Annotated in this window: 10 protein-coding genes; 3 read left to right on the top strand and 7 right to left on the bottom strand. The window is 64.4% G+C overall.

Annotation, left to right across the window (positions count from 1 at the left end):
* Window positions 1-84: 84 nt before the first annotated feature.
* From P3T18_RS17750 to P3T18_RS17740, 3 genes are all read right to left on the bottom strand, one after another.
* The gene (locus P3T18_RS17750) at window positions 85-549 is read right to left on the bottom strand and encodes a hypothetical protein (RefSeq protein ID WP_429301272.1); all 465 of its coding nucleotides are present in this window, start codon (window positions 547-549) and stop codon (window positions 85-87) included.
* 123 nt (window positions 550-672) lie between these two features.
* The gene (locus P3T18_RS17745; protein ID WP_429301271.1) at window positions 673-1,233 is read right to left on the bottom strand and encodes a peroxiredoxin; all 561 of its coding nucleotides are present in this window, start codon (window positions 1,231-1,233) and stop codon (window positions 673-675) included.
* Between the two features lie 217 nt (window positions 1,234-1,450).
* A complete protein-coding gene (locus P3T18_RS17740) occupies window positions 1,451-2,788 on the bottom strand; it encodes an EAL and HDOD domain-containing protein (protein WP_429301270.1) in 1,338 nt (445 codons plus the stop codon).
* 298 nt (window positions 2,789-3,086) lie between these two features.
* Here P3T18_RS17740 and P3T18_RS17735 point away from each other — a divergent pair, with 298 nt between their 5' ends.
* Together P3T18_RS17735 and P3T18_RS17730 are read left to right on the top strand one after the other, a co-directional pair.
* Window positions 3,087-4,901: a putative bifunctional diguanylate cyclase/phosphodiesterase gene (locus tag P3T18_RS17735; protein ID WP_429301269.1), complete on the top strand. Its 1,815-nt coding sequence runs from the start codon at window positions 3,087-3,089 to the stop codon at window positions 4,899-4,901.
* Between the two features lie 91 nt (window positions 4,902-4,992).
* Window positions 4,993-6,450 carry an HDOD domain-containing protein gene (locus P3T18_RS17730; RefSeq protein ID WP_429301268.1) on the top strand — a complete coding sequence of 486 codons (1,458 nt, stop codon included), beginning with the start codon at window positions 4,993-4,995 and terminating at the stop codon, window positions 6,448-6,450.
* Window positions 6,451-6,599: 149 nt separating this feature from the next.
* On the opposite strand, the gene P3T18_RS17725 is transcribed toward P3T18_RS17730, so the two are convergent.
* Window positions 6,600-7,982: an EAL and HDOD domain-containing protein gene (locus P3T18_RS17725; protein ID WP_429301267.1), complete on the bottom strand. Its 1,383-nt coding sequence runs from the start codon at window positions 7,980-7,982 to the stop codon at window positions 6,600-6,602.
* 293 nt (window positions 7,983-8,275) lie between these two features.
* Between P3T18_RS17725 and P3T18_RS17720 the strand changes: the two genes are divergently transcribed.
* A complete protein-coding gene (locus tag P3T18_RS17720; protein ID WP_429301266.1) occupies window positions 8,276-9,034 on the top strand; it encodes an acetoacetate decarboxylase in 759 nt (252 codons plus the stop codon).
* Window positions 9,035-9,170: 136 nt separating this feature from the next.
* Here P3T18_RS17720 and P3T18_RS17715 read toward each other — a convergent pair whose 3' ends face one another.
* The 3 genes from P3T18_RS17715 to astB form a co-directional block, all read right to left on the bottom strand.
* Window positions 9,171-9,977: an ABC transporter substrate-binding protein gene (locus P3T18_RS17715; protein WP_429301265.1), complete on the bottom strand. Its 807-nt coding sequence runs from the start codon at window positions 9,975-9,977 to the stop codon at window positions 9,171-9,173.
* Window positions 9,978-10,267: 290 nt separating this feature from the next.
* Complete coding sequence (astE, locus tag P3T18_RS17710) at window positions 10,268-11,311, bottom strand: succinylglutamate desuccinylase (protein ID WP_429301264.1); 1,044 nt, start codon at window positions 11,309-11,311, stop codon at window positions 10,268-10,270.
* Window positions 11,295-12,635, bottom strand: coding sequence for an N-succinylarginine dihydrolase (astB, locus tag P3T18_RS17705; RefSeq protein ID WP_429301263.1), 1,341 nt, complete (start codon window positions 12,633-12,635; stop codon window positions 11,295-11,297). The genes astE and astB overlap by 17 nt, the downstream gene beginning before the upstream one ends.
* Window positions 12,636-12,642 lie beyond the last annotated feature (7 nt).

Below are 12,642 nucleotides of genomic sequence, written 5' to 3'. Positions count from 1 at the left end.
ATGGGCCAGCCGGTTCGGTCTTGAGTCGAATGACCAGAAAGGGTTGCACGCGGCAAGCGTGCAACCCTTTCTGCATACCCAATCTCAAAGCTTCTGTTCAATCGCCAGCGTGAAGATCCGCTGCCATTGTTTCGCCTGACGCGCGTCGCGCATCGGCAACTGCCATTCGGCGTGTTTCGCGTCCCGCACCTTCAGCGCGACCTGCCATTGCGCGCCGTGGTTCTGCGCCTCGGCGCCGAGCAGATCGGCAAAAATGTAGGCACCCTGCTCGCCGCCTTCGCGAATCTCGCAGAGACGCTTGCCGGCGGCAAGCCGCACCGATCCCCAGTCGCCTTTGAGTTCGTGCGTCCAGTCGCCGTCGCGGATATTGCGCGCGACCTCCTTGCGCCGCTGCAACCAGCGGGCAAGCGCCGCGATCACCAGCACCGCGACGAGCACGGCGACACCGATCGCGACTCCGAGACCGAACGCCGCCTGCAACGCATAAAACGCGCGCACCGCGCCGTACACCAGCGCAATGAGCGCAATCAACGCAACCAGAATCGGCATCGCAAGCTCACGAGAAAAAAACGCAGGCTAGCACGCGCCGCGCATCGGGCGTCCGCAAGAATGCATTGCGGAAAACGACAGCGGCGCCCGGATGTCGCGCGGATGCCTCGCTAACTGCTTTGCTTACTGCTTGTGCGTCGCCGCCCAGTCCTTGACGGCCTTCAGCGTATTCTCGACGTGCTTCTCCGGCGACAGGCTGGTGTATTCGTAAATGATCTTGCCGTCCGGGGCGATCACATACGACACGCGATTAGCCATCGACGCATGCATCGGCAGGCCCGCATCGTATTCGCCGATCACCTTCGAATCGGCGTCGGCGGCCACCGGGAATTTGCTGCGGCACTCGCTCACCGAGAACTTCGTGAGCGTGTCGATGTTGTCGTGCGACACGCCGATCACCGTCGCGCCGTACTTCTTGTATTCGTCGACCGCTTCGGCGAACTCGTGGGCTTCGATCGTGCAACCCTTGGTGAAGGCGGCCGGATAGAAGTACAGCACCACCGGCCCTTTCTTCAGTTCGTCGGCGAGCGAATACGTGTAGGTCTTGCCGCCCAGCGAAGCCTGCGCGGTGAACGGCGGCGCCGCATCGCCCGGTTTGAGCGTGGCCGAAGCCGTCAGCGAATGCAGGGCGAATCCTGCGCTCAGCACGGCGGCCAGCGCCACCGACACGAATCTTTTTTTCATCTTCCACTCCTCCATGGGTGAGTCATGCCGTGGCATGCCATGCGATCCCGGCGTGCCGGGACGCACCGGCCGCGAGGTCCGGACGGACGCAGCACGGCCTCGATGCGCTATTGAACCACGCCCGGGAGGTATACGTGAGAAGCGATGAAAGAGATTCAGCGAAGCGCCGGCGGAGAAGAAGGCAACGCCCGAGGCATGGTGCCCCGGGCTGACGCACTCACTGCGAGATGTCGCCGATATGCGAGCTGAACCACGTCGCCGCCGACAGGTTCAGATCCGCCAGCACTTCGGCGGTCAGCGTGTGGAAGCCGGCCGGCGCGTCGGGCGCGGCGGCGATGCGCGCGGCGTCGGCGCCCTCGCCGGCCGCCTCGGCCAGACCCAGCAAGGCGCCGAGCGGCCCGGTGCGATGCACGATCGCGTCGCGGATCTTCGGGGCCAGCCCGAGCTTGTCGAGCATCGCGGCCGGCGTGCTGTCCAGCACCACGTGGACCAGCGAGAAGATGCCGGTCATGAAGGCGGCGTCGGCGAATTCGTCGTCGTCCGGGCGCAGATGCTGCGCGGCCAGCTCCATGAAACGCGAACGCGTGCCGGCCAGTTGCACCAGCGGATCGGCGCGCCACGGCAAGTCGCCGCTGTCCGCGTACAGCAGCAGTTGCGCCCAGCGCGCGATCTGACGCGTGCCGGTGGCGAGAATCGCCTCGCGCAACGAGGCGATGTTGCGGCCCAGCCCGAACGCGCTCGAATTGACGAGACGCAGCAGTTGCACCACCACGCTCGGATTAAGCTTGAGTTCGCGCTCCAGTTCGACGATGCCCGCGTCGCGCGACAGCAGCCCGAGCAGCCGCAACAGCGCCGGACGCGGCGAGCGGTTCCGCGGCGCGGCCAGCACCTGCGGGCGGGCAAAGAAGTATCCCTGGAACAGATCGAAGCCGAGGTCGCGCGCAAGTGCGAAATCTTCGCGCGTCTCGACCTTCTCGGCGATCAGCGTGCGGCCCTCGCCGCGCACGATGGACACCAGCTTGGGCAGCAACGCACGGTCGGTCTCGAGGAAGTCGATCTTGACGATGTCGGCGTGCGGCAGCGCCGCGATCAGCTGGTCCGAGACCTCGCTCACGTCGTCGAGCGCGACCTTGAAACCGGCGCGCCGCAACTCGGTCAGCCGGCGCGCCAGTTGCGCGTCGAACTGCACGGTCTCGAGGATTTCGAGCACGAAGCGATCCGGCGGCATCAGATGGACGATGTCGTTGAAGAGCAGCGCGCGGTCGATGTTGACGTAGCCGCAGTACTGCCCCAGCACCGCAGGCACGCCGATGCCGCCGATCGCGCGGGCCACGACCTGCGCCGTGGCCTGGGCGTCGTCGGTCACTTCGGCATAGTTATGCGCGCCGGCTCGAAATAACAATTCGTAAGCATGAAGCGCACCGTCCCGGTCGAGAATGGGCTGACGGCCCAGATACACGAACTGCGCGGCGGCTGCCGGATCGGCGCCGTCTGCGTCAGGTTCAAGCACCTCGATGCGCCGGGGGACGGGTCTCGGCAAGTGACGTTCAGACATGGATCATCGGGGCAATTATTCTGAAAAGCTACGCAGCGACTTCACAGGCGGCACTGCACAACGGGTATGCCGTATTAACGGACGGTAAGCGGTTGCACTTTAACCGAATCGGTCCCGCGACGGTTTCAGCCTGCATGCGACCCTCCTTACCACTTGTTTTTTACAGTAGTCGCTAAAGATTTTCCGCGAAGGGTCGTTATCTCGTTCTGATGGGGCGGCCTGATACCTCTCGACCGCCCGAACAAGGCGGACAACCGGCCGCCCGCCTGCAGACGAATACAGGTTGCCAGCGACAAACATGGAAGCGAACAGGATCACCGCGCCCCGCCGGGGCTCCTTGCGCACGGTCGTGGACCGGCTTCGTGCGTTCGGCCGGCGCGTGGACGTCAAACCGCAGCCGGCGCCGAGCCGTGCCGCGCAACTGGAACAAGTGGTCGGCGCCGTCGACCTGCTGGCGCACGTCGACGACGACCTGCGCTTTGTCTACGTGTCCGATGCGAGCCTGCGCTTCATCGGCTATCACCGCGAGTATCTCGAGACCATCACGCTGCACGACCTCGTGGCGCCCGCCGACGTGCAGCGCCTCGATGCGCTGCTGGTGCGCGCCGTGGCGACGGGCAACGTCGAGAAGGCCACGATCGGCCTGATCAAGTCGCTGACCTATCCGATCACCGTCGAGTTGCGCGTGGTGCGCAGCAACCATGACGGCGTCGAAGGCTACGCGATCGCCGGCTTCGACGTGTCGGCCTGGCGCGCGACCGAAGAGCGCCTGACCCAGGCGCTGCATCTGGACCGCCTGACCAACCTCTCGAACCAGTCGGCGCTGATTCCCGCGCTGCTCGACGCGCAACAGCAGGCCGACGCGCACGGCACGCCGGCCGCGCTGCTGCTGCTCGATATCGACGATTACCAGCGCGTGAACCGCGCCCTCGGCTACGACGCCGGCGACGAAATGCTGCGCGACACCGCACGGCGTCTGCTGAACATGACGAGCCCGAGCGAAACGGTGGCGCGTGTGGCCAGCGACGAGTTCGCGATCCTGGTGAAGCCCGCCGCCAGCCGTACCGACGCGGCCGCCGCCGCCGAAACCCTGGCGCGGCGCCTGTTGACCGCGATCCAGCAGCCGTACGTGTTCAACGGCCAGCAGGTGCACCTGTCGGCGAGCATCGGCATCGCGCTCTATCCGGACGTGCGCCACGCCAACGACGACGCGGGCCACGACACGCATCTGCTGCGCTGGGCCGATCACGCGTTGCTGCAAGCCAAGGCGGCCGGCGGCAACACGCTCGCCTTCTATGTGCCGGACGACAATCCGGCCGATGCGGAACGGCTGAAACTGGAGGCGGACCTCTACGACGGTGTGCGTAACGGCGAGTTCTCGTTACACTTCCAGCCCATCACGAGCAGCCGCACGCATGGCGTGGTCGGCGTGGAAGCGTTGATCCGCTGGCTGCATCCGGTGCACGGCCTGGTGCCGCCCTCGATGTTCATTCCGCTCGCGGAATCGATCGGCCTGATCAACTTCCTCGGCAACTGGGTGTTGAAAGTGGCGTGCATGCAGCTGATCCAGTGGGACGCGCGCGGCATCTCGTTGCAGTACGTGGCGGTCAACGTGTCGCCGCAGCAGTTCCGCGACCCGCGCTTCAAGGATTCCGTGCGCGAGGCGATCGAACTGACGGGCATCGACCCGCGGCGTCTGGTGTTCGAAATCACCGAAAGTCTGCTGATGCACGACCCGGCGCACGCGAAGGGTCTGCTCGAAGAACTGACGGCCATGGGCATCCGTTTTGCAGTGGACGATTTTGGCACGGGATACTCGAGCCTGGCGTACCTGCAACGGTTCCCGTTGGCCAAACTGAAGATCGACAGGAGTTTCGTCGAGAATCTGCTAACCTCCCGGAACGATCAGGCAATCGTTAGCGCGGTCGTCGGCCTTGCGCAGACGCTCGATCTCGAGCTGGTTGCGGAAGGCGTCGAGACCGAGGCACAACGCGCGCTGCTCACCGAGATGGGATGCGACCACATTCAGGGCTGGCTCGTCTGCAAGGCGTTGCCGTCTGATGAACTCGCGCAGCGTTTCGAAGCGCGCACGCTTCACCTGCATACCGCATGACCATGCAGACGCAGCGTTTGCGCAGCGTAAGAAGCCGGTTTCACGCCGGCGTGGCACTCATTGGAACATGTATGGCTTTGGCGGGACTCACATGGTAAAGGCGGCGGTGCTCGACCGGCTCTGGACGCGAATGAGCGAGCGCGGCGATTTCCCCATGCTGTCGCAATCGCTGCGCTCCACCATGGCGGCGATGAACAATGACGACCTCGACTTCACCGGCCTCGTTCAGGTCGTGCTGTCGGATTTCGCCCTGACGCAAAAGGTGCTGCGTCTGGCGAACTCGGCGATGTACATGGCGTTCGGCGGCAACATCACCACCGTGTCGCGCGCCCTCATGGTGCTCGGCATGGACGCGGTCGGCCATCTGGTGGTCGGCCTGAAGATCGTCGATCACTTTCATCACAGCGCGCCCCGCCGCATCGACGCCAAACTCGAATTGAACCGTACCCTGCTCTCGGGCTGCGTTGCGCGCAAGCTGACCGAGCGCGGCGATCTGCGCGCCGGCGAAGAGGCCGTGGTCTGCACGCTGATGCGCCAGATCGGCAAGCTGCTGGTGGTGTTCTATCTCGACGCCGAGTGGGACCAGATTCGCCGGCATATCGAAAGCGGCGAACTCGAAACCGACGCCTGCGTGCTCGTGCTCGGCGTGACCTTCGACGAAATCGGCGCCGAGGCCGCGGTGCGCTGGCGTCTGCCCGACATGATCCGCTCCGGCATGGGCGAATTCGATCCGCAGGACGTCACGCAGCCGCGTCAGGTGCAATGGCTGCGTGCCATCACCAACTACTCCACCGCCGTGGCAGACGTGCTGACGCAGCAGAACGTGCCGGACTGGGAGCGCGAACAGCGTATCGCCGAACTGGCGCAGGAATACAGCCACGCGCTCAACACCGACCCCGACGTGCTGCAGCAGATGAGCATCGCGCTCGCCCGCGAAGAAGGCGGCGACGGCGTGATGCGCGAGATCGTCGAACTGCGCGCCAACGCCGACGCGATCGCGCGCGAGGCGCTGAGCCCCGAGGCGCGCATAGCCGTCGGGGTGCAAGATCTGCGCGGCCTGCCCGAAGACAGCGCGCTCGCTCCGGCGCTCGGCATGGCGGCGGAAACCTTGCTCGCGGGTCTCGGCTTTGCGCGCACGGTGGTGTTCGTCAAGCACAGCAACGGCACCTTCAAGGCGCGCCTCGGGCTCGGTCCGAAGATCGACGCGGCCTTGCCCAGGCTGACCTTCAATACCGCCTTCGAGCCGGACGTGTTCCATCTGGCTATCGCCAACTCGGTCGGCATCTTCATCGAAAATGCGCGCGATCCGAAAATGGTCGCGCGATTACCGGAGTGGTTCCGTCGTTCCTTCGACGACGCCCGCGCCTTCGTGCTCCTGCCGGTGGTGGACGAAAGCGATCAGACGGTCGCGCTGCTCTACGGAGACTGGTCCCATACGCAGGAACCACGGCGCATTTCGCAGAAAGAAATGAGCGTGCTGAACGAACTGGCCAAGGAGCTTGGACGTTTTTTCGGCCTGGGGCAAATGCAGGAAATGGAGATGATGTGAAGACCTGGCGCGATCGCTGATCGCCCTGCTTCACCCGCTCCACTTTGTATTTGCCCGAAGCCAGACTTACCCACGTTCCAGTGGCGTCAGACGTGCCGAAACCGCGGCGTGCCCCAAGGCATGCCGCGGTTTTTTCTTGCCGCAAGAGCTTAGTCTTCGATTCTCTCCAGGCCTTCCGCGCCGCGATCCGCCACGCCGGCCCACGCACCGGCCATCAGACCGAGTTGCGCGATGTCTTCCACCGTCAAGGGCTGAAGGCGCGCGCTGAGCACGTCGAGTTGTTCCCACGCGCCGTTTTCCAGTGCTTCGACGGTCGATAGCAACTGACCCACCACGCCTTCGCGATGCAGGATCGCCGCCTGAATCGGCTTGGAAAGCGTGAGCACGTTCAGGGTGCTTTGCAGCGAGCCGCCGAATACCGCGTCGACGAACGAGAACACGCCGGTCAGGAAGGCCGCGTCGGCTTCGTCGCGATTGGCGTTGGGCAGACGCTCGATGGCGAGTTCCATGAAACGCGCGCGGGTGGCCGCGAGTTGCAGCAAGGGATCGTCTTCGAGCGCGACCTTGCGGCCGTCTGCGTAGAGCAGCAGTTGGGTCCAGCGCGCGATCCGGTTGGTGCCCGTTGCGATGATGGCGTCGCGCAAGGTCGTGACCTTATGACCCATGGCGAGGCCGCTGGAGTTCGCGAGCTTCATCAGGTGCATGACGAGCACGGGATTCAGCTTGAGTTCGGCTTCGAGTTGCGCGACCGTCGGTTCACCCGAGAGCAGTTGCAGCAGATTGAGCAGCGCATGACGGGGCGCGCTGACGCGCCGCGCGCTCGACGTTTGCGGACGTGCAAAGAAGTAGCCCTGAAAGCGATCGAAGCCGAGTTCATGCAGCGTTTCGAAATCGCGTTGCGAATCGATGCCCAGGCCGAGCAGCAACTTGCCCGCCGACTTCAGCACGCTCGCGAGCTTGCGCAGCAGCGCCTCCGGTGCGCGCGCGAAATCGATCTTGACGACTTCCGCGTAAGGCAGCAGTTTCGCGAAGGTTTCGTTCGCCTGCGTCACTTCGTCGAGCGCGAAGCGGTAGCGGCGGCCATGCAGTTGCACGATTCGCGCAATCAGCGCTGCGTCCACTTCGATCACCGGCGGCAGTTCGAACATGAAGCGCTCGGGGGGCAGGCGCAGGATCGCGTCGTCGAACAGCATCTCGCGCGTCACGTCGACATACGCCGGATGCCCGGTGAGCGCGCCGCGCACTTCGCCTTCGGCCAGCGCGCGCAGCACGGCGCGTGCGACACGTTGCTGCGGGGTAGGCGGCGCCTCGGCGCCTTCGGGCAGTTCGGCTTCGGGCTCGGGCTCGTGTGTGGATTCGGATTCGGGTTCGGCCTCCGGCAGTGCCGGCAGACGCATCTTGAGTTCGTAGCCGCACAACATGCTGTCGCGATTCAAAATCGGCTGACGGGCGAAGCTGACGTGCAGTTGTGCATCGTCCGTGGCGCTCGCGTGATTCGTCTGGCCCGGATTCTCGATTGCGATGCTGGTCATTGCGGTCCCTCGCTAGCGCGCCGCCCCGGCGCCTGCTTCGTTGTTCTGGTGTTGATCGATCACGCTTGCGCAACGTGTGATATGCGATGCGCGAGCGTCGGCGCGCTCCGATTGCGCCCGGCGATTTTATCGCAGCACATCGCGCCACGACACGCCCTTGCAGCAATATCTGGAAATAATTTGGAAGCACCCTGACAGAAGCTTCGCGCGGAATCGACGATACTGTTGTGCGGTGCAAAACCGCGCTGCCCGTACTGCCCGCGCTACCCTGTGTTCAACCATAGAGGACCTCCATGGACGTCAAAAGCGTGCTGTCGAATGCCTTCGCCATGCCGATCACGAGCCCGGCTTTTCCGATGGGCCCCTACCGGTTCATCAATCGCGAATTCCTCATCATCACCTACCGCACCGACCCGGACAAACTGCGCGCCGTGGTGCCCGAGCCGCTGCAGATCGGCGAGCCGCTGGTTCACTACGAATTCATCCGCATGCCCGACTCAACCGGTTTCGGCGATTACACCGAAAGCGGCCAGGTGATTCCGGTGTCGTACAACGGCGTAGCGGGCAGCTACACGCTCGCCATGTATCTCGACGACCATCCGCCCATCGCCGGCGGTCGCGAATTGTGGGGCTTTCCGAAGAAACTCGCGAAGCCGGTGCTCGAGGTTCACACCGACACGCTCGTCGGCACGCTCGATTACGGTCCGGTGCGCATCGCCACCGGCACGATGGGCTACAAGCATCGCCAGCTCGATCTGGCGCAGCAGAAAAAACGTCTGGAAGCGCCGAACTTCCTGCTCAAGGTCATTCCGCATGTAGACGGCACGCCGCGCATCTGCGAACTCGTGCGTTACTACCTGCAGGACATCGACTTGAAAGGCGCATGGACCGGCCCTGCCGCGCTCGAACTCGCGCCGCATGCCTTGGCGCCCGTCGCGGAGTTGCCGGTGCTGGAGATCGTCGAGGCGCGGCATCTGATTGCCGACCTCACGCTCGGTCTGGGCGAAGTGATGTTCGATTATCTCGATCAGCCGGAAGCGAAAGCGCGCTGACACTTCGCAAAACGCCGAAGCCTGCCGCGCAGCGAGACTTGTCGACGATGCACGAGCAAAGCAGCAGCAAAAATGCAAACGGCCGCTGGATCAGCGGCCGTTTGCGTGAAACGTGGCGTAGAAAAACCGACGCGCTTTACTTCAGCACGACCTTCACGTCGAAATACTTCGCGGCGAAGCGGTCGAGCGTGCCGTCCGCTTTCAGCTCCTTGAGCGCCTGATTCAACGCATCTTTCAGCGCCTTGTCGCCCTTGCGCACACCGAAGCCCACGCCAGCACCGAGCAGTTTCTCGTCGGTCACGGCCGGACCTGCAAATTCGAAGCCCGCGCCTTGCGGCTTCTTCAGAAAGCCCTTCGAAGCGGCTTCCGCGTCCTGGAACGCGGCGTCCAGACGTCCGGCGGCGAGATCGGCGTAGATCTGGTCCTGCGTCTGATACGGCACGACGTCGACGCCCATCGGGGCCCAACGCGCCTTGGCGTAGGTTTCCTGAATCGTGCCCTGCAGCACGCCGACATGCTTGCCCTTGAGCGAAGCCGGCGTCGGCAGCAGACCGCTGCCCTTCTTCGCGATCATCTGATTCGGAATCGTGTAGATCGGATCGGTGAAGTCGATGGCCTGGCGGCGCTGCTCGGTGATCGTCATGTCCGAGTTGATCGCATTGAACTTGCGAGCCTGCAACGCGGGAATCAGACCGTCGAAGGAATTTTCGACCCACACGCATTTGGCCTTCAGCTTCGCGCACACGGCGTTGCCGACGTCGATATCGAAACCTTGCAGTTCGCCCGACGGCGACTTCGATTCGAACGGCGCATACGACGCCTCGACGCCGAAGCGCACTTCCTTGATGTCGGCAGCCATCGCCGTCGATGCCGTGACAGTTGCGGTGACTGTTGCCGTCGCGAACAGCGCGAGCGTGGCCATGTTTCGCCAGTTCATCTTCATTACGGGTGTTCCTCTACGGTATTGAATAAGACAGAGCCGAATCTGGGCAAGCATGATTGCCGCGCCAAAAAAACGATTCAAACTCGTGCGGCGCGCATGGTGCAGCGCACAGCCGCGAGGCCGGAATTGTACAGGCTCGGGAAAGCGCGCCTGGCGGGCGTCGCACGACAGCGGGCGCAGCGTACGGAACGCGGCGACATGGCGTGGCCCGCTGAAGGTGCAAATGCGTGTCGCGTTCAGGCAAGAGAAGTCGCTGCGCACAAGCAGCGACCCATTTTCATTTCACCGTGTCAGACGAGCAACGCCTGCGTCTCCTGCGTGGTCTCGACGACCATGAGTCCGGCGCGCAATCCCGGTTTGACCGTGGCGTTCGGGAACACGATGCGCTCCTCGTCGCGATTCACGACGTAGCGATAGTCGCCGTCGGTGGCGAGCACGGTGCCTTTCGCGAAGGGCGTGAAGTTCGGCACGTCGGCGGCGACGTGCAGTTCGAACGCGTCGCTCTGTTTGGTGATCTGGTCGATCACGGTAAACACGCGCGGCATGGCGCTCCCGTCCACCATGTCGCCGCTGCCTGCCAGCAGCCGGCGCAGCGCTGCGTCGGCGCCCGCGAAGCGCGTCAGATCGTTCTGGCCGAACGGCCGCACCTTGCCGAGTTCGAGCGTGCACGCTTCGGCGCCGCAGCGCTGCGCAGTGAAATGCGAATACGTGTTGCCCTTGGTGGTGTGCAGCAGCACAGCGCTGATGCGTGCGTCGCCGAGCCATTCGAACATGACGCGCGACAGCGGCTTGCCGGTGTGCGGCAGCAACGCGAACTGCTCGAACGCCGAGGCGCGGATCGCCGTGTGCATATCGATGTGCCAACGCGCGCCCGTCTCGCTCGACGCCCGATCGAAAAACGCGATGGCCGCGCGCTCCAGCGCCGCGGCGCGCGGCGCTTCGTAGCTGTGCGGCACCTGCTCGTGACGGCCGCTGAACAACCGGTTCAGGTCGTCGTCGCGATAACGGCAGGCCTCACGCATGGCGTCCACGTTGCCGAGGATCACCAGCAGACGGCAGGTCAGCACGGCGTCGCCGTGCGCGATGTCGCGTACGAGCTTCGACAGCAGTTCGATCGGCGCGGTTTCGTCGCCGTGTATGCCGGCCGAGGCGAGCACGCTGCGCGTATTGCCCACGACCGTGGCCGGCTCGAACTGCAGCACGCCGTCGTCGAGCCACGTCCAGCGCGCGCCGTTCGCGCCTATGCCTTCCCTGTGTTCCGGCGCGGGCCGCTCGCCGGCCAGCGTGAAGGCGAGAAAATCGCCCAGCATGCCGTGCTCAGCGCTGGAAGTCATAGAGCGAACCCAGTTTGAGAATTTGCGTGAGTTCGTCGAGCGCCGTGCGCGATTCGACCAGCAACTGCGGGTCGGTGAGATCGGCGGGCGCGAGACGGTCGCGGTAATGACGGTCGATCCACGTATCGAGACGGCCGAACAGCGTGTCGTCGATCCATGCGCCGTTATTCGCCGCCGCGCGCTCCGCGTCGTTCAACACCACGCGCAGACGCAGACACGCCGGACCGCCGCCGTTCTTCATGCTCTCGCGCAGATCGAACACCAGCACCTCGTCGATCGGCCCCGTGTGCGACGTGAGATCGTCCAGATACGCGGCCACGCGCGGATTTTCGCGGCACTCCTGCGGCACGACCAGCACCTGACGGCCGTCCGGACGCGTCAGCAACTGGCTGTTGAACAGATACGAGGTGACGGCGTCGGCCACGCTCACCTGCGCGTCCGGCACTTCGATCACGTTGAATTCCGATTTCAGGCCCACGAGCTTCGCGCGCAGTTCGTCGTAGACCGCTTTCTGTTCGACGAATGCCAGTTCGTGACAGAACAGCGTGCTGCGATTGCCGACTGCGATCACGTCGTTGTGGAACACGCCTGCGTCGATCACGTCGGGATTCTGCTGCGCGTAGACTGTGGCCGCTTCCGCGAGACCATGACGATGCGCGACCGCGCGGCTCGCCTCGAAACTCTGGCGTGCGGGAAAGCGTTTCGGCTCCGGCCCGCGACGATACTCGCTGCGGCCATACACGAAGAATTCGACTCCCCGTACGCCATATTCCGCGCAGAAACGCGTGTGATTCGCCGCGCCTTCGTCGCCGAGCGCGGGCGTGCCGGGCAGCGCTTCGTGCACGGCGAAACGGTTGTCGTCCGCGAAAATCGCGCGCAGCGTGCGGCGCGTCGATTCGTGTTCAATTGCGCGATGCAGCTTGCTGCACAGATTGGCCGGCGTGAAATGCACGCGGGCGTCGTGCGTGTCGGCCGACGGACTCACGGTGGCCGCATTGGCCGTCCACATGGCCGAGGCCGAGCTCGCCGCAGCCAGCAACTCGGGCGCATCGCGCGCGACGCGGGCGATCACGGTGGCGTCGTCGCCGGAAAAGCCGAGTTCGCGCAGCAGGCGCATCGAAGGACGCTCCTGCGGCGGCAGCACGCCCTGATGAAAACCGAGGTCGGCCAGCTGCTTCATCTTGCGCAGACCCTGCTTGGCCGCGGCCTTCGGATTGGCAACCGACTTCTCGTTGTTCTGTGACGCGACATTGCCGAACGAGAGGCCCGCGTAATTGTGGGTCGGGCCGACCAGGCCGTCGAAATTCGCTTCAGTGGCTTGCATCGTCGAT

The organism is Paraburkholderia sp. GAS199 (assembly GCF_050436585.1).
Lineage (GTDB): Bacteria > Pseudomonadota > Gammaproteobacteria > Burkholderiales > Burkholderiaceae > Paraburkholderia.
This window is presented reverse-complemented; position numbering and strand designations above follow the sequence as displayed.

Bases quoted from the DNA above. Each gene is read 5' to 3' on its own strand.
- P3T18_RS17750 (WP_429301272.1), bottom strand. From the start codon at position 549: ATGCCGATTCTGGTTGCGTTGATTGCGCTCATTGCGCTGGTGTACGGC.
- P3T18_RS17745 (WP_429301271.1), bottom strand. From the start codon at position 1,233: ATGAAAAAAAGATTCGTGTCGGTGGCGCTGGCCGCCGTGCTGAGCGCA.
- P3T18_RS17740 (WP_429301270.1), bottom strand. From the start codon at position 2,788: ATGTCTGAACGTCACTTGCCGAGACCCGTCCCCCGGCGCATCGAGGTG.
- P3T18_RS17735 (WP_429301269.1), top strand. From the start codon at position 3,087: ATGGAAGCGAACAGGATCACCGCGCCCCGCCGGGGCTCCTTGCGCACG.
- P3T18_RS17730 (WP_429301268.1), top strand. From the start codon at position 4,993: ATGGTAAAGGCGGCGGTGCTCGACCGGCTCTGGACGCGAATGAGCGAG.
- P3T18_RS17725 (WP_429301267.1), bottom strand. From the start codon at position 7,982: ATGACCAGCATCGCAATCGAGAATCCGGGCCAGACGAATCACGCGAGC.
- P3T18_RS17720 (WP_429301266.1), top strand. From the start codon at position 8,276: ATGGACGTCAAAAGCGTGCTGTCGAATGCCTTCGCCATGCCGATCACG.
- P3T18_RS17715 (WP_429301265.1), bottom strand. From the start codon at position 9,977: ATGAAGATGAACTGGCGAAACATGGCCACGCTCGCGCTGTTCGCGACG.
- astE (WP_429301264.1), bottom strand. From the start codon at position 11,311: ATGACTTCCAGCGCTGAGCACGGCATGCTGGGCGATTTTCTCGCCTTC.
- astB (WP_429301263.1), bottom strand. From the start codon at position 12,635: ATGCAAGCCACTGAAGCGAATTTCGACGGCCTGGTCGGCCCGACCCAC.